The organism is Formivibrio citricus (assembly GCF_900115065.1).
GTDB classification, from domain to species: domain Bacteria; phylum Pseudomonadota; class Gammaproteobacteria; order Burkholderiales; family Chitinibacteraceae; genus Formivibrio; species Formivibrio citricus.
The window spans coordinates 39,238-61,043 of record NZ_FOVE01000020.1 but is presented as its reverse complement, the minus strand read 5'-3'; the positions used below and the strand labels follow the sequence as shown (position 1 = coordinate 61,043).

The 21,806-nt window shown below is 61.3% G+C and carries 19 protein-coding genes, 2 pseudogenes and 1 other annotated feature; of the genes and pseudogenes, 9 read left to right on the top strand and 12 right to left on the bottom strand.

Annotated elements, in window-relative coordinates; all coding sequences use genetic code 11:
• From BMZ36_RS12295 to BMZ36_RS12275, 5 genes and pseudogenes are all read right to left on the bottom strand, one after another.
• Positions 1-449: pseudogene (locus BMZ36_RS12295) on the bottom strand (transposase); the annotation flags it as partial.
• Positions 55-171 (bottom strand) — a sequence feature (AL1L pseudoknot). It overlaps the preceding pseudogene by 117 nt.
• Before the next feature lie 52 nt (positions 450-501).
• On the bottom strand, positions 502-1,545 hold the full coding sequence (locus BMZ36_RS12290; RefSeq protein ID WP_091197025.1) for an ABC transporter ATP-binding protein: 1,044 nt from the start codon (positions 1,543-1,545) through the stop codon (positions 502-504).
• 1 nt (position 1,546) lies between these two features.
• Entirely contained in the window at positions 1,547-3,145 is a 1,599-nt protein-coding gene (locus BMZ36_RS12285) for an ABC transporter permease (protein WP_091197021.1), read from the bottom strand.
• Between the two features lie 192 nt (positions 3,146-3,337).
• A complete protein-coding gene (locus BMZ36_RS12280; protein ID WP_091197017.1) occupies positions 3,338-4,327 on the bottom strand; it encodes a Fe(3+) ABC transporter substrate-binding protein in 990 nt (329 codons plus the stop codon).
• Positions 4,328-4,432: 105 nt separating this feature from the next.
• A complete protein-coding gene (locus BMZ36_RS12275) occupies positions 4,433-5,398 on the bottom strand; it encodes a helix-turn-helix transcriptional regulator (protein WP_177187880.1) in 966 nt (321 codons plus the stop codon).
• 198 nt (positions 5,399-5,596) lie between these two features.
• Between BMZ36_RS12275 and BMZ36_RS12270 the strand changes: the two genes are divergently transcribed.
• From BMZ36_RS12270 to BMZ36_RS12250, 5 genes are read left to right on the top strand one after another with little or no spacing between them, the layout of a single operon-like run.
• A complete protein-coding gene (locus BMZ36_RS12270; protein ID WP_091197008.1) occupies positions 5,597-7,852 on the top strand; it encodes a TonB-dependent receptor in 2,256 nt (751 codons plus the stop codon).
• Between the two features lie 12 nt (positions 7,853-7,864).
• Positions 7,865-9,010 (top strand): DUF1513 domain-containing protein, encoded by a 1,146-nt coding sequence (locus BMZ36_RS12265; RefSeq protein ID WP_091197005.1) that lies wholly within the window; start codon positions 7,865-7,867, stop codon positions 9,008-9,010.
• The gene (locus tag BMZ36_RS12260) at positions 9,011-9,721 is read left to right on the top strand and encodes an energy transducer TonB (RefSeq protein WP_218142731.1); all 711 of its coding nucleotides are present in this window, start codon (positions 9,011-9,013) and stop codon (positions 9,719-9,721) included. It abuts the gene before it with no gap.
• Between the two features lie 18 nt (positions 9,722-9,739).
• On the top strand, positions 9,740-10,519 hold the full coding sequence (locus BMZ36_RS12255) for a MotA/TolQ/ExbB proton channel family protein (protein ID WP_091197001.1): 780 nt from the start codon (positions 9,740-9,742) through the stop codon (positions 10,517-10,519).
• 18 nt (positions 10,520-10,537) lie between these two features.
• On the top strand, positions 10,538-10,957 hold the full coding sequence (locus BMZ36_RS12250) for an ExbD/TolR family protein (protein WP_091196997.1): 420 nt from the start codon (positions 10,538-10,540) through the stop codon (positions 10,955-10,957).
• A gap of 56 nt (positions 10,958-11,013) precedes the next feature.
• On the opposite strand, the pseudogene BMZ36_RS14910 reads toward BMZ36_RS12250, so the two are convergent.
• Positions 11,014-11,142: pseudogene (locus BMZ36_RS14910) on the bottom strand (transposase); the annotation flags it as partial.
• Positions 11,143-11,491: 349 nt separating this feature from the next.
• On the opposite strand from BMZ36_RS14910, the gene BMZ36_RS12245 reads away from it, so the two are divergent.
• The 3 genes from BMZ36_RS12245 to BMZ36_RS12235 are packed head-to-tail and all read left to right on the top strand — an operon-like array spanning position 11,492 to position 14,404.
• Complete coding sequence (locus BMZ36_RS12245; RefSeq protein WP_091196994.1) at positions 11,492-13,585, top strand: ATP-binding protein; 2,094 nt, start codon at positions 11,492-11,494, stop codon at positions 13,583-13,585.
• On the top strand, positions 13,585-13,953 hold the full coding sequence (locus BMZ36_RS12240; protein WP_091196990.1) for a response regulator transcription factor: 369 nt from the start codon (positions 13,585-13,587) through the stop codon (positions 13,951-13,953). The genes BMZ36_RS12245 and BMZ36_RS12240 overlap by 1 nt, the downstream gene beginning before the upstream one ends.
• Complete coding sequence (locus tag BMZ36_RS12235) at positions 13,922-14,404, top strand: chemotaxis protein CheX (protein ID WP_218142730.1); 483 nt, start codon at positions 13,922-13,924, stop codon at positions 14,402-14,404. The genes BMZ36_RS12240 and BMZ36_RS12235 overlap by 32 nt, the downstream gene beginning before the upstream one ends.
• Before the next feature lie 463 nt (positions 14,405-14,867).
• Here the strand turns inward: BMZ36_RS12235 and BMZ36_RS12230 are convergent, their stop codons facing one another.
• Entirely contained in the window at positions 14,868-15,557 is a 690-nt protein-coding gene (locus BMZ36_RS12230) for a GIY-YIG nuclease family protein (RefSeq protein ID WP_091196984.1), read from the bottom strand.
• Positions 15,558-15,623: 66 nt separating this feature from the next.
• Positions 15,624-17,618 carry a UvrD-helicase domain-containing protein gene (locus BMZ36_RS12225; RefSeq protein ID WP_091196980.1) on the bottom strand — a complete coding sequence of 665 codons (1,995 nt, stop codon included), beginning with the start codon at positions 17,616-17,618 and terminating at the stop codon, positions 15,624-15,626.
• Positions 17,619-17,755: 137 nt separating this feature from the next.
• Here BMZ36_RS12225 and BMZ36_RS12220 point away from each other — a divergent pair, with 137 nt between their 5' ends.
• Positions 17,756-18,649 carry a flagellar brake protein gene (locus BMZ36_RS12220; RefSeq protein WP_177187879.1) on the top strand — a complete coding sequence of 298 codons (894 nt, stop codon included), beginning with the start codon at positions 17,756-17,758 and terminating at the stop codon, positions 18,647-18,649.
• A gap of 62 nt (positions 18,650-18,711) precedes the next feature.
• Here the strand turns inward: BMZ36_RS12220 and BMZ36_RS12215 are convergent, their stop codons facing one another.
• Genes BMZ36_RS12215 through BMZ36_RS12200 form a run of 4 tightly spaced genes read right to left on the bottom strand, consistent with a single transcriptional unit; the run spans position 18,712 to position 21,713 of the window.
• Positions 18,712-19,062, bottom strand: a complete 351-nt coding sequence (locus tag BMZ36_RS12215; protein ID WP_091196974.1) for a RidA family protein — start codon at positions 19,060-19,062, stop codon at positions 18,712-18,714.
• Positions 19,063-19,075: 13 nt separating this feature from the next.
• Positions 19,076-20,389, bottom strand: a complete 1,314-nt coding sequence (locus BMZ36_RS12210; RefSeq protein WP_091196971.1) for a mechanosensitive ion channel family protein — start codon at positions 20,387-20,389, stop codon at positions 19,076-19,078.
• A complete protein-coding gene (gene rfaE2, locus BMZ36_RS12205) occupies positions 20,386-20,889 on the bottom strand; it encodes a D-glycero-beta-D-manno-heptose 1-phosphate adenylyltransferase (RefSeq protein WP_091196968.1) in 504 nt (167 codons plus the stop codon). The genes BMZ36_RS12210 and rfaE2 overlap by 4 nt, the downstream gene beginning before the upstream one ends.
• A complete protein-coding gene (locus BMZ36_RS12200; RefSeq protein ID WP_091196966.1) occupies positions 20,886-21,713 on the bottom strand; it encodes a ferritin family protein in 828 nt (275 codons plus the stop codon). Before BMZ36_RS12200 ends, rfaE2 begins: the two co-directional genes overlap by 4 nt.
• Positions 21,714-21,806 lie beyond the last annotated feature (93 nt).

Here is a 21,806-nt window from a genome sequence, read left to right as displayed (position 1 = left end):
CGGGCTGCGCTGTTCTGGCTGGCGTTGCAAAACAGCGTGGCGCCGGTAACCGGACGGGGCGATCTGCAATAGCCTGCAGATCGGCTCGACCCCGTAGGTATCACGATACGCATCGACGAAGGCTCTCAGGACTTGAATCGGCGGTCGAGCTCCGCCTGGGCGAAAAACGCACTGGCAAGCTTGAGGATCTCGTTGGCTTTGCGCAATTCGCGCACTTCGCGTTCCAGTTCCTTGACGCGCTTCTGATCCGCCGTCGTCGGGCCTTCGCGCTGGCCAGTATCACGCTCGTGCTGGCGAACCCAAGTGTGCAGCGTCTGCGGCGAGCAGCCAATCTTGGCCGCGATGGATTCAATGGCGGCCCACTGCGAGGGATGATCGCCGCGACACTCGGCCACCATACGCACGGCACGCTCACGGACTTCGGGGGAAAACTTGACGGGTTTCTTCATGGCTCTATCTTCTCAAGAGTTAGAGCCTCCATCAAACCCGGGGCGGTTCACCCTACTGCCGGGAGAATGAAATCAGGTGATCCGTTTCCAGCCGGATGCCGATCTCCTCGCCAACCCGGTGGTTATGGTGGCTGGCGACCAGCGAGAGCAGGCGCTGGCCGGACGGCAGTGCCAGCGTGTAGAGGAATTCCGCACCGCGGAATGCCCTGGCGAGCACGCGCGCCTTTTGCGGGCTGGTGTCGTCGTGGACGAGGTCGTCCGGGCGGATCAGCACGTCCAGTTGCCGGGTGGTGGCATCCTCGGCGCAGCGGATGCCGTTCAGTACGCCGAGCTCGGTCGTGACTTCGCCCGCTTCGTTCACTTCGGCAGCCAGCCACGCGCCTTCGCCGATGAAATCGGCCACGAAGCGGTCCATGGGGCGGTGGTAGAGGTCGTACGGCGTGCTCCACTGGCGGATCTGCCCGGCGTGCATCACGCCGACGCGGTCGGCCATGGCGAAGGCTTCGTGCTGGTCGTGCGTGACAAGCAGCGCCGTAGTGCCAGCCGCCTTGAGAATTGCGCGCACGTCCTGCGCGAGCTTTTCGCGCAGCTCCGCATCGAGGTTGGAGAACGGTTCGTCGAGCAGGATCAGTTGCGGCGACGGCGCCAGCGCCCGTGCCAGCGCGGCGCGCTGCTGCTGCCCGCCGGAGAGCTCGTGCGGGTAACGTTGGGCCATCGCTTCCAGCCCGACCAGCGCGAGCATCGCCCGCACCCGCTCGGCGCGCCCGGCCCGGTTCATCTTGCCGAGGCCGAAGCCGACGTTGGCGGCGATGTCGAGATGCGGGAACAGCGCGTAATCCTGGAATACCATGCCGACGCGCCGCTGCTCGGGCGGCACGCTGCGCCCCGGCGCGCCCACTGTAGCCCCGGCCAGCCTGATCGTGCCGCCGCGCACCGGCTCGAACCCGGCCACGGCGCGCAGTACCGTGGTCTTGCCGCAGCCGGACGCGCCGAGCAGGCAGCCGATTTCGCCTTCTTCCAGTTGCAACGCCAGGCCGCTCACGACCGGGTTTCCGTTGTAGCTCACCGCGAGCTGGTCGATTTCCAGCAAAGCCATGTCATTTCTCCGTTTGGCGGATCAGGATCACCACCGGCACCAGCCCGGCCAGCACGATACCCAGGCTGGGCAATGCCGCCTGCTCCCACATGCCTTCCGAGGTCATTTCAAAGATGCGCACCGCGAGCGTGTCCCAACCGAAGGGCCGGGTCATCAGCGTGATCGGCATCTCTTTCATGGTTTCGACGAACACCAGCAGCAGCGCGGAAAGGATGCCGCCGCGCAGCATCGGCAGATGCAGCCGCCACAGCAGCGCGCGGCCCGTCACGCCGAGCGAGCGGGCGGCGTCTTCCTGGTTGCGCGTGATGCGCTGCATCGCGGCTTCGACCGGCTGAACACCGACCGCCATGAAACGCGCGGCCAGCGCCAGCAGCATCACGGCCAGCGTGCCTTTGAGCACTTCGGTCTCTGCGCCGCCCAGCGCGTTGACCACGGCGATCAGTTGGTCGTCCAGCCAGGCAATCGGGATGAACACGCCAACCGCGAGCACCGTCCCCGGCACGGCATAACCCAGCACCGCGATGCGCGACAGCCACTGCGTGACGGAATCCGGAAAGCGGCGCACGAAATGGGTCAGCAGCAAGGCGCCGGCGGCGACGAACAGCGCGGCCAGCAAGGCCAGCAGCAGCGAATGCCAGACGAAGCCCCAATAGCGGGCATCGACTTCCTCCGCCCAGACCTTGATGCCCCACTGCAGCAGTTGCAAGGCGGGAATAACGAACGCTACCAGCAGTACGGTCAGGCACAGCCCGAAAGCCGCCCAGCGCGGCCAGCCGTAGAGCACGATGCGCGCGCCCTGCCCGCCCTTGCCGTGAAAGCGCCGCGCGCCGCGGCTTTTGGCTTCCAGCCAGGCGAGCACGAACACGAACAGCACCAGCAGCGACGCAAGCTGCGCCGCCGCAGGCAGATTGAAGAGCGCCAGCCAGGATTTGTAGATCGCGGTGGTGAAGGTGTCGAAATTGAAGATGGCGACCGTACCGAAATCGGCCAGGGTTTCCATGAGCGCCAGCATCGTGCCGCCCGCGAGCCACGGCCGCGCCATCGGCAAGGCGACGCGCCAGAACGCCTGGCGCCGGGTCAGGCCCAGCGTCTGCGCAGCCTCCAGCGCCCGCCGCCCCTGCGAGAGGAAAGCTTCGCGCGCCATCAGATAGACATAGGGATAAAGCGCCAGCGTGAGCGTCAGCACCACGCCCCCGGTCGAGCGGATGCGCGGGAACCAGTCAGCCTCGCCGAAGCTTTCGCGCAGGAAAGTCTGCACCGGCCCGGTGTAGTCGAGCAGCCCGACCATGACGAAGGCCAGCACATACGCCGGCATCGCCAGAGGCAGCATCAGCGCCCAGGCAAAAAAACGCCGTCCGGGAAATTCGCACACCGCCGTCAGCCAACCCAGCAAAGCGCCCAGCAACAGCACGCCGGCACCGACGCCCAGCACCAGCCACAGGGTATTGCGCAGCACCTCCGGCAGCACGAACTCGGCCAGATGTTCCCATATCTCGGGTTGCGGCTGCAGGAACGAGGCCAGCACCACCGCGAGGGGGATCAGCGTCAGAAGGGCTACGGGCAACACGTACAGCGCGCCACGGGAAATGAGCGGTTTCATCCAGGATTTTCCATGCGCTACAAATCCGTTCACCTATGGATCATGGATGGGGATTCCCCCCTTTGACAAAGGGGGGCTGGGGGGATTTTGCGACACAGGCATAAAACAGCATGGATCAAATCCCCCTCAATCCCCCTTTTACAAAGGGGGAAGCAAGATGTGCAAACCTGACCTGTTTTATCGATACACCAATCACTTGTACCCTGCCCGGTCCATCAGCTTCGTTGCCTGCGCCTGCAACTCGCCCGCCTTGGCGACGTTGATCAGGTTGGGCTTGAAGCTGCCCCAGCCGGCCACGATGCTGTCGGCCTTTATTTTCGGGTTGGCAGGATATTCCATGTTTTTGTCGGCATAGAGGTTTTGCGCCTTGTTCGAGGACAGCCATTCGATCAAGCGGATGGCGCCCTTCTCGTTCCTGGCATGGCGCGTCACGCCCGCACCCGACACGTTGACATGCACGCCGCCGGCTTTCTGGTTGGCCCAGAAGATGCCGACCGGCAGGTTCGGTTCCTTGGCGATCATCCGGCCGTAGTAGTAGGTATTGGCAATCCCCACCTCGCACTGCCCGGCGGCAACGGCCTTGAGCATCGCGGTATCATCGGAGAATGGCGCGGTCGCCAGGTTGGCCACCCAGCCGCGCACGATCTGCTCGGTCTTTTGCTCGCCGTGCTGGGCAATCAGCATCGCCACCAGCGACTGGTTGTAGACCTTCTTGGAAGTGCGCAGGCACAAGCGGCCTTTCCACTTCGGGTCTGCCAGGTCTTCATAGCTGCTCAGACTCGCCGGCTGGACGCGGACCTTGTTGTAAAACATCGTGCGCGCGCGCACCGACAATCCGAACCATTCGCCATTCGGATCGCGCAGATGGGCCGGGATGTTGCTCTCCAGAACAGCGGACTTCACCGGCTTCAACACGCCCTGATTGGCCGCCAGCCACAGGTTGCCGGCATCGACCGTCAGCAGCATGTCGGCCGGCGAATTGGCGCCCTCGGCCTTGAGCCGCGCCAGCAAGGCGCCTTCGGTGCCGGTCACGAAGCGCACCTGAACGCCCGTCTCCCTGGTATACGCATCGAACAGCGGCTTGATCAACTGCTCGTTGCGCGCCGAATAAACGGTCACGGTTTCGGCTTGCGCCAGCGCGCCAACAGACAACAACACCGACAGCAACACTTTGGTTTTCATCTGGGAACTCCTCAAACTGAATGGCTATGAACCCCACTCTACATGCAAATGAGAATTAGTGTCAATTGCTCGATAGCTGTAGCGCCCCGCCCGGTTTGCCCGTGACTACGGCCACGCCTCACCGACTCTCGCCACACCTGCCTTTACCTGCCCCGGACTCACGCCGAAGCAGCGCCGAAAGGCCGTGGAAAAGTTGCCCTGACTGCTGTAACCCGCCAGCTCGGCAGCCAGGCCAATGCTGATTCCCTCCCTTTCGATCCGCTCCGCCACCCGGCGCAAACGGCTTTCCCGCAAGTATTCACAAATCGTCTTGCCAAATACACGCCGGAACCGGCTCTGCAGCGTGCTGACATTACTGCCTGCATGGCGGGCGATGTCCGCCAGTTGCATGTCATCGGCATCCCCGCTGTCCAGAAAGTCCTTGAGCATCTGCAGGCGGGACTGTTCCGCCGGCATTACTGCGACAGAATCCGTTGCCCCGCGCTGCTCGATCAAATCAGCCACGATACTTAACAATAGAGCTTCCACGCGCAGAGACAACACCTCCGCGGCCACCTCCGGCCGATCCATCCATGCCGCCAGCCCCCGCACCTTCCCCTGCAACACGGGATCGAGCGCCTCGGTCAACAACCCCGCTGGCCATTTTTCTGCCGGCAGCCCCCTCTCCCCGAGCCACGCCCAAGGCAAGACAAACACCAGCAGCTCGTTCACCTGCCCCGGCGGGGATGCCGACAAAGAAAGTCTCACCGAATGCATCTCCGGAACATAAGGCCCACACACCAGCGCCGGCGACGATCCACCCGTCCGGAAGGTGTCGCCACTCACCGATAGCCCGTACCTGCCGTCCAGTTTGAAAAAAAACCGCAGCGCGGGCGCAAGCATCAGGTGAAGCATTCCGCCGCCCCCCTCCCAGCGCACACGAAAGATGCCTGCCCCCTGGCGCAAACCAAGGTAATCCGACTCACCGGAAAAAGCCGGAAAAAGCGGCGTCGAATCCAGCTCCAGCTCGGCCATCGACGCCAATGGGCTCCAGAGCCGGGAAAAATCGTGCGGGCTTTCCAGTTTATTCATTCTCGTCTGCATCCTTTCTCGCGGGCCGGAGAAGTGAAACATTCCCCCTCCTGGCAAACAAAACCCGCCAAATCGCAAAAAACAAACTTCATTTCTCAAACATGCAACCGGGCCGGGCATGGCATAATTCGCCGAAATTTTACATGAGAACGATTCTCTTTTTCATTAATTTACGCGGTAAATCTGGAACCCCTCCTCATGAAACCAGTTCACACACTCCGCTCAAGCGCCCCACCTACGCGCCTGACAACGCTGGCCCTGTTGCTTATCGGGCTGGGTTGCAGCGGCAATGCCCTGAGCGCCCCCGAGTCAACGGCCACACCTGCGAGCGATACGGTGCTGCCCGCTACCGTCGTCGAGGCCAGTACGGAACCTCCGCCCGGAAAGGAAACGCTGCGCGCCACGACCACATCGATCGGCAAAGGCAAGCAGGCACTGCGCGACATCCCGCAGTCCGTTACCGTCGTCACGGAAAAGCTGATCGACGATCGCAACCTCGACACCATGAAAGAAGCCCTGAAGAACACCTCGGGGGTGAGCTTCCAGGCCGCAGAAGGCGGGGAAGAGGACATCCGCCTGCGCGGCTTTTCGCTGCAATCGTCCGGGGATGTCTTCATCGATGGCATGCGCGATCCGGCCTTCTACGACCGGGACAGTTTCAACTGGGACCGCCTCGAAGTACTGCGGGGCTCGGCCTCGATGCTGTTCGGGCGCGGCTCGACGGGTGGCGCAGTCAATCAGGTCACCAAGAAGCCCCTGCTGAATACCCAGCATGAAGTCTCGCTGACCGCAGGAACGGGCGATTTCTTTCGCACAACGGGCGACTTCAACTTCAAGACAGGCGAGTCGGCAGCGCTGCGCATCAACGCCATGGCCAACACCGCAGACAATGACGGCGCGGGGATAAAGAAAGGGGGGATCGCCCCGACCTTCAGCTGGGGCATCGGAACGGCAGACGAGTTCACGCTCGGCTTTTACTACCTGAAGAACGACAACGGCATCAATTACGGCCTGCCCTGGCTGACGCCGGGCAAATCGGGTGGCAATTACCTCTGGAACACCGACCCCAGGAATTACTACGGCATGGCCAGCGACTACAACGTCACCGGCACTACCCAGTACAGCGCCAGCCACCTGCATCGCTTCATGAACGGGGATGAACTCAAGACCCAGTTGCGCATTGCCAGTTACCAGCGCGACCAGCGCGCCAGCGCCATCCGTTTTGCCAATGCCAGCCTGCAGCCTGATGGCAAGACCGTGACCTCCGATACCTTTGGCGATTCCACGGTTCTGACCCGCGGCACCAACATCAAGATCATGGACATGGATACGCAGTACCTGCAGAGCGATTACAGCGGAAAATTCAAGGTGCAGGGAAAAGAGCATGCCGTACTGGCCGGTGTGGACATGGCTCATGAAAGTTTCAGCAACTCTGCCACCAGCCTGCCAAGCGGCGTCACCCTGACCAAACCCACCACCACAGTCGGCACGCCGGATGACGGGGCATCGGTCAACGAATCGCTGCGCATCGTCACCGAAAACCGGCGCTTCGATTCCAGGGCGCTGGGCATCTACGCCCAGGACACCATCCAGATCGCGCCGATGTGGAAAATCCTCGGCGGGCTGCGCTGGGATCTGTTCAAGGGCAGCTATGAAAACCTGGCTTCGACCGCCACGTCGAACAACAATTGCGGCGTGGCGGCCAAAGCAGAAATCGGCCGCACCGACAGCCTGCTCAGCAAGCGCTTCGGTGTGCTGTTCCAGCCAACGAGCCGGCAGTCCTACCACCTCTCTTACGGTACGTCGTTCAACACTTCGGGCGATGCCTACCAATATGACGCCGGCACGGTCAAGGTCGATCCCGAGTCCAGCCGCAACATCGAACTGGGCGCCAAGCTCGATTCCAGCGATGGCCGGTTCACGACCCGCCTGGCGCTGTTCCACGCCACCAAATACAACGAACGCAACCGCGATTCGGATACCGTCAATGCCTGCAACTACGTCCTGTCTGGCGAAAGACACGCAGCCGGGGCCGAGATCGATCTTGCCGGCCGCCTGACGCCCGCCTGGGAAGTATTTGCCTCCTATGCCTACATCCCCGTGGCCCGGGTAGACAGCTCAACAGGCGCAACCGGAACCGAGGCCGTCGGCTCACGTCCCGGATTGACACCCCGTCATTCCGGCACGTTCTGGACGACCTACAAACTCACCTCCGAACTGCGCATCGGCGGCGGCATCAACTTCCGCAGCCGGGATACCCCGGCGGGCTCGACGATTCAGGCGCCCGCCTACGTCACCGGCGACCTGATGGCGGAATACGATCTGGGCAGCCATGCCTACAAGCTGAACATCACCAACATCACCAACGAGCACTACGCGGACTACCTCTACCGCGGCCATTACGTCGCGGGCAAAGCGCGCGCGGCGCAGCTCACCGTCTCGTTCCGTTTTTAAGGAGACAACACCATGCAACGACGACAATTCATGCAAGCCCTGATCGGAACGCTCGCTTGCAGCGCCATGCCGGCCTGGGCAACAGGCGCGCCCACCCAGGCCACCGCGACCTCATCCACACGCACCCGCATCGGTGCGGCATGGCGCGGGCTGGCGGCAACCAGCCCGCAAAAGGTCGGGATTCTCGACATCGACTGGATCAATAAAAAGGTGGATATCGCAGCCACGGTCACCGTACCCAGCCGGGCGCACGGTTTCCTCGCCGAAGCCGACGGCAATCTGCTCGCCATGGCCTTCCGCCCCGGCCCCTGGCTGTTGCGCATGAGCCCGACCGGCCAGCGGCTGAACTTTGTCCAGATCGCCGACGAATCGTCACAGCGCCGTTTCAGCGGCCACATGATCCACAGCGCGGATGCTGCCGTACTGCTGACCACCGAGTACGAGCCGCGTACCGGCGCAGGCTGGATCGGGGTGCGCGATCCGAGCACACTGAAGAAACTCGACGAGTGGCCCAGTCACGGCAAGGATCCGCACCAGCTCCTGCTCACCCCGCAGGGCGACATCGTCATCGCCAACGGGGGGGTACCACGCAGCCTCGATGGCCAGACCAAGCTGAGTCTGGCCGACATGGATTCCTCGCTGGTTCTGCTCGACGGGCGCAACGGCGCGCTGCGCGGGCAGTGGCGTTTGTCCGACTCTCGCCTGAGCCTGCGGCACATGGCCTGGAATACGCTGCCGGGACAGTCCGCGCCCGTGCTCGGCATCGCGCTGCAGGCCGAACACGATGACCGGGAAAAACGCCTCAAGGCGCCGATCCTGGCACTGTGGAATGGCCAATCCCTGACCATGCCAGCACTCACCGCCGATGCCGGAGGCTATGCCGGCGATATCGCCCCGGCCAAGGACGGCTTCATCCTCAGCGCCCAGACCTCCCACCAGGCGCTGTGGTGGCAACACGGCGCACCGGAAAAGCTGCAGGTCATCGCCCGCATGCAGGAGGCCTGCGCACTCTGCCCGACCCAGGCTTTGGCTGGCGGCGTACTGATCGCCGGCGCACGCGGCATCGGCCGCTGGCATGCGCAGGAACCCGCCAACCTGCTGCCCTGGCCGGAGCCCATTGCGCTCGACAACCACTGGGTCACCTTGCCGCAGGCTTGAGTGGCGAGCCTTACCATGCAGATCAACATCATGTCGCCCTCTTCCCCCATTCAGACAGCCCTGTTGCCCCGTTTTTCCCGTGCGGGGCTGGTTACGGCGCTAGGGCTGCATGCAGCGGCCCTGTCCGTTCTGTTTCTGGAACCGTTCCGCAGCGTACCGCCAGTCTTGCCCCAAGCGGCATCGGTGCGTGTCATCGTGTCCCAGCCGGAATCGCCGTCTTCCGTCACATCCGCCGCCCCGCGAGCCACTCCAATCAGTCAGCCGGCCAAGCCGGCGCCTGTCAGGCAACAACCCACATCCACAGCCCAGCCTGCGGAAACAGGAAAAACCGCAGCCACGCCGTCACAACCTTCGCCGTCGACAGGCATCGCGGCGCAGGCGCCTGCCACTGCGGCGAAAACCCATACCAGCCCGGCCACCGGCGCCTATACCGAGCCGCGCTTTGATACGGCGTACCTGCGCAACCCGGCGCCGGCCTATCCGCCTTTGTCCCGGCGCATGGGCGAGGAAGGGAAAGTGCTGTTGCGGGTCTTTGTCGAGAGCAATGGCCTGCCAAGCCAGGTGCAGATCAAGACTTCCAGTGGTTCACAGCGTCTGGATCAGGCAGCCCAGGATGCCGTACGGCGCTGGACATTCACCCCGGCTCGGCGCGGGGATACGGCACTCGCCGCCTGGGTCATCGTTCCCATCGTTTTCAACCTCAGAAACTGATTCATACAAGGAGTCATCATGGAAAACTCGCTGGGCTTTGCCCACTTTCTGCAACACTCGGACGGCGTGGCCCGTTTTGTGCTGGCGCTGATGCTGGTCGCCTCGGTCGGCACCTGGTATCTGATCGTTACCAAGGGCGTACGCCTCTATCGCCTGCGCCAGCGCAGCGAACAGTTCCTCAAGGCATTCTGGGATGCGCCCAATCTGGAAACCGTCGCCAGCCAGATTCGCGAAACCGGGGCCACGGAGCCGTTCTCGCACCTGTTGCACCACGGCTTTACCGCCATCGAACAGCAGAACCGCCCGACCAACGCCGCCCGTCTGGTCGACACCGGCGCGCCCGACGATCTGCTGACCCGCGCCCTCAAGCGCGCCATCGACGAAGACCGCCACCAGCTTGAGTTCGGACAGGCATTTCTCGCCACGGTCGCCTCCGCTGCGCCATTCATTGGCTTGTTCGGTACGGTTTGGGGCATTTACCACGCCCTGGTCGCTATCGGGCTGTCCGGCCAGAGCACGCTCGACAAGGTCGCCGGCCCGGTGGGCGAAGCCCTGATCATGACCGGCATCGGTCTGGCCGTCGCGATTCCGGCCGCGATTGCCTACAACACCTTCGCCCGGGCCAACCGCAACCTCATGGCGCAGCTCAATGCCTTTGCCTATGACGTCTTCGCCTTCCTCTCCACCGGGGTCAAAACTTCCCCGATGCGCGCCGACGCACGCGCAACCAGTGAGAAAGTCATCGCGCTGGCCCGCGCCCAGCGCCAAGGCTCGCTGGCAGGTCAAACATCCAATTAATCCATCAGGAGTTTTGTCATGGCTTTTGCAAGCATGGAACAGGGCGACGACAACGAACCGCTCGCCGAAATCAACATGGTGCCGCTGATCGACGTGATGCTGGTGCTGCTCATCATCTTCATGGTCACCGCTCCGCTGCTCACTCATTCGGTGAAACTGGATCTGCCGCAGGCCAGCTCCACGCCCAATGTCAGCAAAGCCGAAAACATCCAACTGGCGATCGACGCCCAGAACCGGGTGTTCTGGAACGGCAAGGCCATCGGGGCGGACGACCTTGCGGGGCATTTCAACGCCGCGGCCAAACAAAGCCCGCAACCGGAACTGCAACTGCGCGCGGAACGCAGTACGCCTTACGAAAAGGTGGCACAGGTGATCTCGCTGGCGACACAGCAGGGGCTCCACCGGATCGCTTTTGTCACCGACCCGAGGCCGCAGTGAGGCTCGTGACCCGGCCAAAAAATCCAGCTCGGCCAGCGATTCGCCCGTTCTGCTTATTGACGTTCGGAACGGATGCCAAACAGGTAGCCGATGAAGCGCATCTGGAATAACGGTTCTGGATCGACGGCCGGTCGTCTGCTATCGGCGCGGCACAGAAGTGCGGTGCGTTCCCGGGTGAAATCAAAGGGGGGGAGTGACCGGGGCTCATGCGCTGCCCGGAATCCGCATTTATCCGCATAAACGCCGGTTCCTGCGCGGCGCATCACCCCGCTGACGGCGTCCGCAACAGCGCGGGAACAGGTTCTCAGGGCCGGGCAATCCCCGGCCGTTTTTCCTGCATCAGCCGCCCTTCAACCCTTCAATGCCGCCGTTCAACCTTAAAAACAAGACAGCATCTTGTATTTTTCAGGCCGATATCTATAAGTAAAAGCTAATATAAATTCTTGCCAACGCGTAAGAATTGCGCCGAAATCGGGTCTGCAGGCAACAGGTGCTGACCGACAATCAACCATTTCCACTCCGGGAGCGAACGACATGCCGCTCAAGACCAAATCCGTTGCCACAAAACTGCTTCTATCGTCCTGCTTTTCGGCGGTCATCGTCATTGTTGCCATCGTGACCTTCATCAAGGCATCCATGATTCCCCAGCTCACCGACAAGGCGCTGGAAACCCAGACCCGCACCATGGCTTATGCATTGAAAGGCCTTTACGGGGATGCCACCCAATGGAGCAAGGATCAACTTGCCAAAGGGCATGCGCTCGAATCCTTCAGCGCCGGCAGCCAGAACGTTGCCACCCTGTTTCTTTATCAGGGCGGGCGCTATGTTCGTGCCGCCACGACACTGAAAAAAGACGACGGGACAGAAGCCACCGGCACCAGCCTCGATCCGAATTCGGATGCAGCCAGGTCGCTGCTCTCCGGACAAGCGTATTCAGGCCCCATCACGCTGTTCAAGCGCCCGCACATGGCCACCTACCTGCCCGTGATCTTCGATGACGGAACACGCGGCGCAATCTTCATCGGGGTCGACTACACTTCTGCCGCCCCGATGCTGGCACTGGCGCGCCAGATGGACTATGTCGTCATCGGCGCGGGGGTCTTGGGTATCATTCTGCTGACCATCGGGCTGGCATTTTCCATCCGCGTCGAGCGCGCGCACCGGGAAACCGAAGACATCATGCGAACCATGCAGGAAGGGATCTTCCTGCTCGATCACGATCTGAAAATGGGATCGCAAACCTCGCATGCGCTTTCCGGCATTCTGGGCTTCGATGTCAAACCCGGAGACAATTTCCTGGAACTGCTCAAGCCTTCCGTATCGCCCAAAACCTACGACACCGCCAAGGAATACATCGATCTTCTGCTGCGCCACGACGTCAAGGAAAAACTCGTCGCCAGCCTGAACCCGCTCGACTGCATCGAGATTTCCTGCATCCGTCCCAACGGCGGCATGGAGTCGCGTTTCCTCCAGATTCGCTTCAACCGCGTCATGAAGGCAGAGAAAGTGACTCACCTGCTCGTCACCGCCAACGACATCACCCGCCAGGTCAAGCTTGAACGCGAACTCAGGGAAAGCGAGCGCAAGGTGCAGGACCAGATGGGCATGATGGTGCACATCCTGCAGGCCGATCCCCGCCTGTTGCAGGATTTTCTGGTGCGCGCCACGACGAGCCTGAACCAGTTGAACAATGAACTGCGCACCAGCAACCCCAAAACCGGCATCACGATTCAACAGCTCGAAACCATGCAGCGCGAAGCGCACCAGCTCAAGGGCGATGCCTCCGCCCTGCAGCTCGATGCCATTACGCAATCGCTGCATCAACTGGAAACACAACTTCAGAGCCTGCACGACCAAAAGGAACGCAAAGGCGAAGACCTGCTTCCCGTGGCCGTACGCGCCAAAGCGCTCTATTCGGAAATCGGCGCCATTCAGGAAGTCATTGCACGCATCGGACAGGTACGGGGTCTCGTCAGTGTCGAACCGCCCAAACCGCCACGCGCCAGCGGTACCGAACCACCTCAACCACTCGTACGGCAATGGCATGGTTTTGCCCAGCAACTGGCCGAACGGCATGAAAAGCAGGTTGAACTGAGCTATCAAGGGCTCGACCTGGGCATCCTGGCCCCCAACCTGCGCGAAGCGTTGAACAGCATGATCAACCAGTTCATCCGCAATGCGCTGGTTCATGGCGTGGAAACGCCGCAAGAACGCAAGTTGCATGGCAAAACCGAAACTGCCCACCTGTCCGTCTACATCTCGGACCAAGGGGACGACTCGGTTGAATTGAGTTTCCGCGACGACGGGCGCGGCATCGATCCGGAAAAAATCCGCACAGCCGCGGTCCGCTCCGGGAGATTCACACCGGAGTTGGCACAAGCGCTCAGCCCGCGCCAATTGACCATGCTGATATTCGAGTCCGGCCTCTCGACCCGGGAAACCGTGGACGAAGATGCGGGCCGGGGAATCGGTCTGGATTCCGTCAAGGCCATGGTGGCGCGCATGGGCGGGCGCATCCGGATCGGGACCACACGCGGCGAATACTGCCATTTCCGCGTACAGCTTCCCTTGAAGACCGCACAAGAAACCACGCACAACCGAAACGACTCGCTTGAGGAGGCCGCCTGATGCCCGTCAAACTGATGATCGTGGATGATTCGAACATCATCCGCAGCAAAATCACCCGCACGCTCTCGCAACACGAGATAGAAATCGTCGCCGCCGCCAGCGACGGAGAAGAAGCGATCCGCCTGTTTGCCGCAACCCGGCCCGACGTCGTCACCATGGATCTGACCATGCCCAGAATGGACGGGCTGGAATGCATCCGCGCGCTGCGCAAACTCAAATCCAACGTCCGGATTCTGGTGGTATCCGCCCTGGCCGACAAAGCCACGGCCATCCAGGCGCTCAAGGAAGGCGCGCAAGGCTTCCTGTGCAAGCCGTTCACCGAAACCGAACTCACCGATGCAATGGAAGAATTACTGGGAGGGGCCTGACATCATGGACGAACAGGAACTGCGTATTTTCATCGACATCGTCAGCCAGTATTTCGAGAACCAGACCGGGCGCCCGCCGGAAATCGGCAGCCCCTATCTCGGCGACCACAGCGAGCTGCCGATTTACGAATTCACCGGCGTAATCGGCATTTCCGGCACCCGGCAAGGCTGCGTGTACTTCACCGCGCACCGTGACCTGCTGCGCCAGCTATTGCTGCACGTCGGCGAACCGGATGTATCGGACAAGAACCTGAAAGACCTGGTCGGCGAAATCGCCAACACCATCTCCGGCAACGCCCGCCGCCACTTCGGCCCGGATTTCATGATCTCGGTCCCCGTCGTCGTCGCCGGCAACGCCGACTCCATCCAGGTCCCGCGCAACGTCAAGGCCTACATCCTGCCGCTGCGCTGGCACAAGATGGATGCAGTATTAGTGGCGAGTTTGCAGTAGCCCACAAGGGACGCGGTATGCGCTGCAACGCCCTCGCCTTGCAGAGCTACCGTATGCACACAAGTCAAACCAAGCCGTTCGTGCCAATTTGTCGAAGCATGAGCCGCTTGATTCAAGTTCAAGCGCCTGCGGCGCGTCGTGCTTGATGCCGGGAGTTCTCCCCGGCGGGCGAGTTTCTTTTCTTGCTTCGCCAAGAAAAGAAACCAAAAGAAGGCGACCCCGCCTTGCGGCCCTCCGGGCTGCCCTCGGTCGGTCGCGAGCCTGGGTCTCGCTCCGCTTCCTCGGCGCTGGCTGAGGGGATAGAAAATCGTCTGCCATGGCAAGGATATGTGGGAGCGGATGTAATCCGCGAAGGGCGGCTAAGGCAAGCAGCACGGGAAAGCGCAGCGTCTTCGGCTTGTCCAACCTACAGCGCTACCGCCCCCCATCTTTCGAGATCGGCGCTCCTCTTTGCAATCCATACCTACGGACGGGGAGTCGCGTGAGCCGAAGGCTGCACGAATTTGATGACGCTTTCGACCTCTTCGAACGTCGTATTGAACCACTCCGTACCTGGAGCGTATCGCTTTGAGCCACGAGCTTCCAGTGTCGAGTGGATAGCATGCTCCATCGCCGCGACCCGCAGAACCTCCCAAGTCCCGAGTACGACGGGATATTCGAAGCAGCAAGTCGTCTTGCACTGCTGCATCACGCGGGCGTCAGCATCACCAGTCGTCGTCAAACCTACTTTGATAGGGAAGCGATTTCCATCCTTGCGAACGATGGTCGGAAACGAATAGGCGTAAATGATCCCCGCATCATCAGACTCCACGTCAATCGCTGCGGCATCCGCTTCCGCCATTTCTTCTTCGAGAGAAATGTTCCTGAACATCCCTCCGCCCAAGTTCTCGAAGACTTTCAGGTTCTCCGCGAGGAACGGGATGTAAAAACCGAAGATTGTGCTCATTTTCTCCGAGGCATCGCTCTTCGCCTTCTTGACCTTGATTTCCAACTGCTCGGGAGAGTAGGTCTCGGTGAGTAGCTTCTTCGATATTTCCCGCAAAAGGAACGGCTCGTCGCCGAAGCCTTTCGCGACCTCGGCAATGCGGGGCAACAATTCATAACGCGCTGCGTTGTAGACGTAGGAGCGTGAAGCCTCGAATGGAATGGTCATGGTTTTGCTCTGGACATGCGGAATTTGCAATTATGGCAGAGCATCGTTCATTATGCTTTGGGGCAACTACCCCAGCTTCGCCATCAACCCCGCCAGCATCGCCCGCCCTTCCTGACGGGTAACGGCGGATTGGTTTTTATCTCCGGATAACCGGCCCGAGACGCGAATCTCGTCCGGCGGCAGCTCTTTCAGGAAACGGCTGGGTTCGCAGATCTGCCACTCTCCGGCGCGGCGGCGTTTGCCGCAGTAGGTGATCGTCAGGCTACGCTGGGCGCGGGTGATGCCGACGTACATCAACCGCCGCTCTTCCTCGACCTTCTCGCCTTCCATCGATTCGCGGTGCGGCAGGATTTCCTCTTCGCAGCCGATCAGGAACACATGCGGGTATTCCAGCCCTTTGGAGGCGTGCAGCGTGGTCAGCTTCACGGCATCGACTTCTTCTTCGTCGCGGTTTTCCAGCAGGGTCATGAGCGCGATGGTCTGGCTGATCTCGATCAGATCCTTGCCGTCTTCTTCGCCCTTCTTGCCAATCCAGCCGACCAGATCAAGAACGTTCTTCCACTTGGTTTCCGCCGGACGCGGTTCGTCATTTTCGTAGAGCCAGGCCTCGAAATCGATGCAGGTCAGCAGTTCTTGCAACAGCGGTCCGGCCGCCTCGCGCGGAGCGCGTTGCTGCATGTGGTTGATGAAATCGCAGAACTGGCGCAGCGGGGTGTATTGCGCGGGCTGAACCTGATGGATGAAGCCTTCCTCGAACGCGGCCTCGAACAGCGAAATATGGCGTTGCGCCGCCCATGCTCCCAGCCGTTCCAGCGTGGTATTGCCTACGCCGCGCTTCGGGGTGGTTACAGCACGGATGAAAGCGGGATCGTCGTCTTCGTTCGCGATCAGGCGCAGGTAGGCCAGCACGTCCTTGATTTCAGCCTTGTCGAAGTACGACTGCCCGCCGGAAATGCTGTAGGGAATTTTGCTGTTTCTGAATTGCTGCTCGATGATCCGCGCCTGGTGGTTGCTGCGGTAGAGAACAGCGTAATCGGCAAATCGCGTACCGGCTTCGAACTTGTGCGCCATCAGCTTCATTGCCACCAGTTCGGCCTCGTGCTCTTCGTTCTTGGCTTCGACCACTTGGATCGGCTCGCCCACGCCCAGATCGGACCAGAGCTGCTTTTCGAACAGCTTGGGATTGTTGGCAATCACAGCGTTGGCGCATTTGAGGATGCGCGCTACGGAGCGGTAGTTCTGTTCCAGCTTGATCACGTGCAGCTTGGGGAAATCCTGCTGCAGCAGCTTGAGGTTTTCCATGTTGGCGCCGCGCCAGGCGTAGATCGACTGATCGTCGTCGCCCACGGCGGTGAACATGCCGGTCGGCCCGGTCAGGAGCTTCACCAGCTGGTACTGCGTGGTATTGGTATCCTGGCATTCGTCGATCAACAGGTAGCGCAAGCGGTTCTGCCACTTCTGCAGCACTTCCGGGTTGGCCTCGAACAGATCGGCCGGTACGCGGATCAGATCGTCGAAATCCATGGCCTGATAGGCCACCAGCGTATCCTGGTAAGCCCGGTACAGCCTGGCGAGTTGCATTTCGCCTTCCGAATCCGCCATGCGCAGCGCCTGGTCGGGCGAAACGCGGTCGTTTTTCAACAGGGAAATGCGCGAAACGGCCGCGCGGATGGCCTGTTTGTCGGTGGTCGCGAGCTGGTCGGCGATGATCTTCCACGCGTCGGCGCTGTCGAGAATCGAAAATTTGGGCTTGTAGCCGATGTGTTGTGCCTCTTCGCGCAGGATGCGCAGGCCCAACGAGTGAAAGGTGCTGACCGTCAGCCCCTTGCTGCGCTCGGACGGCAGCAACTCCCCCACCCGCTCCGCCATTTCCTTCGCGGCCTTGTTGGTGAACGTGATCGCCGCGATGTTGCGCGCGTCGATGCCTGCTTTTTCGATCAGGTAGGCGATTTTTTGCGTAATGACGCGCGTCTTGCCCGATCCGGCGCCGGCAAGGACCAGACAGGGGCCGTCGAGATAGCAGACGGCAGCACGTTGGGGGGCATTGAGAAGGTGGAGCATGGGGACACAACAGCAGGATGCAGGGGGCGATTCTATCACGCCTTGGATGCAGGGCAGGACTCACGAAAATACAACAACCGTATATCCGGAGAGGAATGGACTTGGAAGCCTGTCAGACTTGGTATATAAGTGCAAGAATGACGCGCCCGATTCTCATTCCTCTCGACCGCAGCGAGATCCCGCAGGGAGAACCGCTCCCCTATCCGGTTTTTGATGCCGATTACACCCTGCTTTGTGCGCAGGGGCATATCGTTGCGAGCAAACCCGAACTCGATTCGTTGCTTGAGATCGGTCTTTTCCGCCAGCCGGACTGGCAGTCCCATTCTTGCCAGCCCCAGCTTCCCAACCTCCCCCCCCTCGGCCATGCCGACGAGCCGCCTGCCAGCTTCGAACAGGTTGGGCTGCAACCCGGGACCATACTGCATGTCCGCAGGGCCGGCGGCGAATTGCTGGCGTTCGATACCGTCAAGCTGGTTGGCTGGGTCAAGGACGAGGATTTGCTGATCAGCCCTGTCAACCAGTACGGCGAACCGCTTCCGTACCGGGCAGGAGACCAGCTGGAAATCAAGCTGTTGGCCGGTAAAGGCATCGTCAGCTTTTTCAGCGAAATAACGGAATTCGGCAGCGAGCAGCACGCCTACCTGCACCTGAAGTACCCGGAAAAAATCGAATACCGGCGATTGCGCAAGAATCTGCGTGTCGACGTTGGCCTCTTGGTCAGCGCCAACGGCCAGACAGACACGCTCGACCATGAAGGCCGGCTCAGTAACCTCAGCGCTTGCGGCGGCTTGCTGGAACTGAACCAGCTCATCGCTCTGGTCGACGAAGACATCCAGCTGACACTTTCGTTGTCCGCCGCCGGCATGCAGCACTCGCTGCAACTGCATGCCCGGGTTCGCAACCTCTATACCGACGAAAGAGGCGACGTTCCGCAGGTGCTGTACGGTCTGGAATTTTTAGATGTTGCAGCTCCGGAACGACTGGTACTCGAACACTACGTGTTCCAGTCGCTGGTTGAACACACCCTCTGACCGCATCCGAAAACAACAACGCCCCGCTTCCATGCGGGGCGTTGTTGTTTGGGGGGCTCACATCACAGCGCAGCAGTCACCGTCATCTCCACCTTGTAGCGCGGGTCGGCCAGACGGGCTTCGACCGTGGTGCGTGCCGGCGTATGGCCTTGTGGTGCCCAGACCGACCAGGCTTCGTTCATGGCATCGTAGTCATCCATGCTGGCGAGGTAGATCGTCACCGACAGGATGCGCATCTTGTCGGACCCCACCTCGGCAAGCAGGCGGTCGATTGCGGCCAGCACCTCTTCGGCCTGGCCCTTGGCATCCTTGTCGAGCACTTCGGCGATCTGTCCGGCAAGGTAGACCGTATTGTTGTGAACCACGATCTCGGAGAGACGGGGGCCAACATGGTAACGCTGGATGGTGGACATGTTCTTTTCCTTGTCAGTTGTGGGGAATGATTGATGAGGCGGACCCGGCCTGCACGATGCGCAGTTCGCGCTGCGGGAACGGAATCTGGATTCCATTAGCCTGGAAAGCATGCCAGATCGCCAGATTGATTGCGGAACGCACCGACAGCACGCCGTTTTCCGGGTCCTTGATCCAGGCACCGAGCTCCAGCTCGATTCCGTTGTCGCCGAAATTCTTCAGGAAAGCTTGCGGCGGCGGATCGGCAACCACGCGGGCGGACTCGACGCCGGCCTTTTCCATCAGGCGCATTGCCAGTTCGACATCCGTGCCGTAGGCGACCTGCACCGTGGCACCCACGCGAATCAAGCGGTCGGTATAGGACTGGTTGACCACCGTCGAGGTGATCAGCGTTTCGTTCGGGATCAGCGCTTCGTTGCCATCGAGCCCTCGCAGCACGATGTAACGCGAGGTGAGTTGCGCCACCACGCCATGACGGGTATCGATCTGCACCAGGTCGCCGATCTTGACCGAGCGGTCCATGAGGATGATGAAGCCGGATACATAGTTGGAAGCGATCTTCTGCAAGCCGAAGCCCAGCCCCACGCCCAGTGCACCGCCGAAAACCGAGAGCACGGTCAGATCGATCCCGACCAGCGGCAGGGCGATCAGCACCGAAGCGACGACCAGCAAGGCCCGCGTCACCTTGATGATCATGACCCGCACGTTGGGCTCCATGGCTTCATAGCCCATCAGGCGACGCTCGACCTCGCGGCAAAGCCACAAGGCAGCGAGCACGGTCAGCACAACCGAAACAGCTGCCTGCAGCACGCCCAAGAGGGAGATTTCGCTCTTGCCGACATGGAGCTGCACGGCATCGAGCATCTCCCAAAGCTCCGGCAGGATGCCGCTCACGTGCAGCGCATAGCCCAGCCAGATCGTGGCCGAGATCAGCTTTTCCGAGCGACGGACCCACTCGGCCTCATGGAAGATGTAGCGCAAGAGATAGACCAGCAGCCGGATGCTGAGCATCGCCATCAGCAGCATGCTGGCCAGATCGAGCAGGTGCAGTTGCGGCGCAAACCAGCGCCGCAGCACGCTGCCGCCCAGCAGGGTCAGCACCAGCGCCGTCAACGGAAACAAGACCCGCGCCAGCCCTTCGCGCCCGATACGCGCCGGCATCGAGCTTTCCTTGCCGGCTGCGCCTTGCTTGAACGCGCGGTTGAGCAGCCACGCCAGCCCCAGCGCCAGCACGATCAGCGTCAGTTGCGCCAGCTCCTCGGGCCGGCCGAACCCGAAACGGGAAAGATCCCGATAGAAATCGACCACCAGACTGTGGCGAGCGCTCATGCCTGTCCCTCGGCTTTCCTGATTTTTTCCAGTGTAGCCGTGGTCGAGGTCTGATGCAGGAAGGGAATCGAATGCACGGCCCCGCCCCAGCCCAGCACTTCACGACTGCCGACGATCTTGTCCACCGTCCAGTCGCCACCCTTGACCAGCACATCCGGGCGCGTTGCCAGAATCAGCTCCAGCGGCGTATCGGCATCGAACCAGGTCACGAGGTCGACGCACGCCAGCGCGGCCATGACCGCAGCGCGCTCGGGCAAACGGTTGATCGGCCGGTCATCGCCCTTGCCCAGACGGCGTACCGATTCGTCGGTGTTCAGCGCCACAAGAAGGCTCGCGCCCTGCGCGCGCGCCTGCGCCAGGTAGGTCACGTGACCGCGATGCAGGATGTCAAAGCAGCCGTTGGTGAACACCAGCGGACGCGGCAGGCTGGCAATGCGCCCGGCCAGTTCCTCCGGCGGGCAGATCTTGTTTTCGAAATCGGGCAAGGCGTAGGGGGTCATGGTGCGGCCAGTTGTTTCCGGTAACGGTTGAGATCGGACGGCGTTTCAAAGGTCTGGCCAAACAGGCTCGACAGGTTGCGCAGGATGCCGCCGATCACGCGCATTTCCTGCTCCTTGCCGAATTCTATCTGGGTATCGAGCCAGCGTTCCAGCCAATCCGGATCGGGCAGCCGGCTTTGCACGGTATCGCGCGGATAAAGCGCCTTGTTCACGTGCAGGTTGGTCGGGTGCATCGGCTTGCCGGAACGCCCGCTGGATGCCATCAGGAAACCGATCTTGGCGAATGCCTGCCGTGCTTCGTCGCCGGAGCGCTCGATCGCCTGCTTCATGTACTTGAGATACGCCCCGCCATGGCGGGCTTCATCCCCCGAAATCGTCTTGTAAATTTGCTTGATCACCGGCTCGGTGTGCCACTCGGAGGCACGGCGATACCACTGCGTCAGGCGCACTTCGCCGCAGAAATGCAGCATCAGCGTTTCCAGCGGCGGCGCAGGATCGAATTCGAAGCGCACTGCGTGCAGTTCTTCCTCGGTCGGCAACAGGTCGGGGCGGAAACGACGCAGGTACTCCATCAGCACCAGCGCATGTTTCTGCTCCTCGTAGAACCAGACCGACATGAACGCGGAAAAATCGCTGTCGTGGCGGTTGTCGCGCAGGAACATCTCGGTGGCAGGCAGCGCGGACCATTCGGTCACGGCGTTCATCTTGACCGTGAGCGCCTGCTCGTCGGTCAGCAAGGCTGCATCGAAATCCTGCCAGGCAATATCGTCCGCCATATTCCAGCGGGCCTTTTCCAGTTCGGTAAAAAGTTGCGGATAAAGCATTTGTCATCTCCAGAGGCTAATATTTGTTTTTGTTGCGGGTTACACCCACCCAAGATGGTATCAGCAATCATTCTCAACAATAAGGTCGGCAAA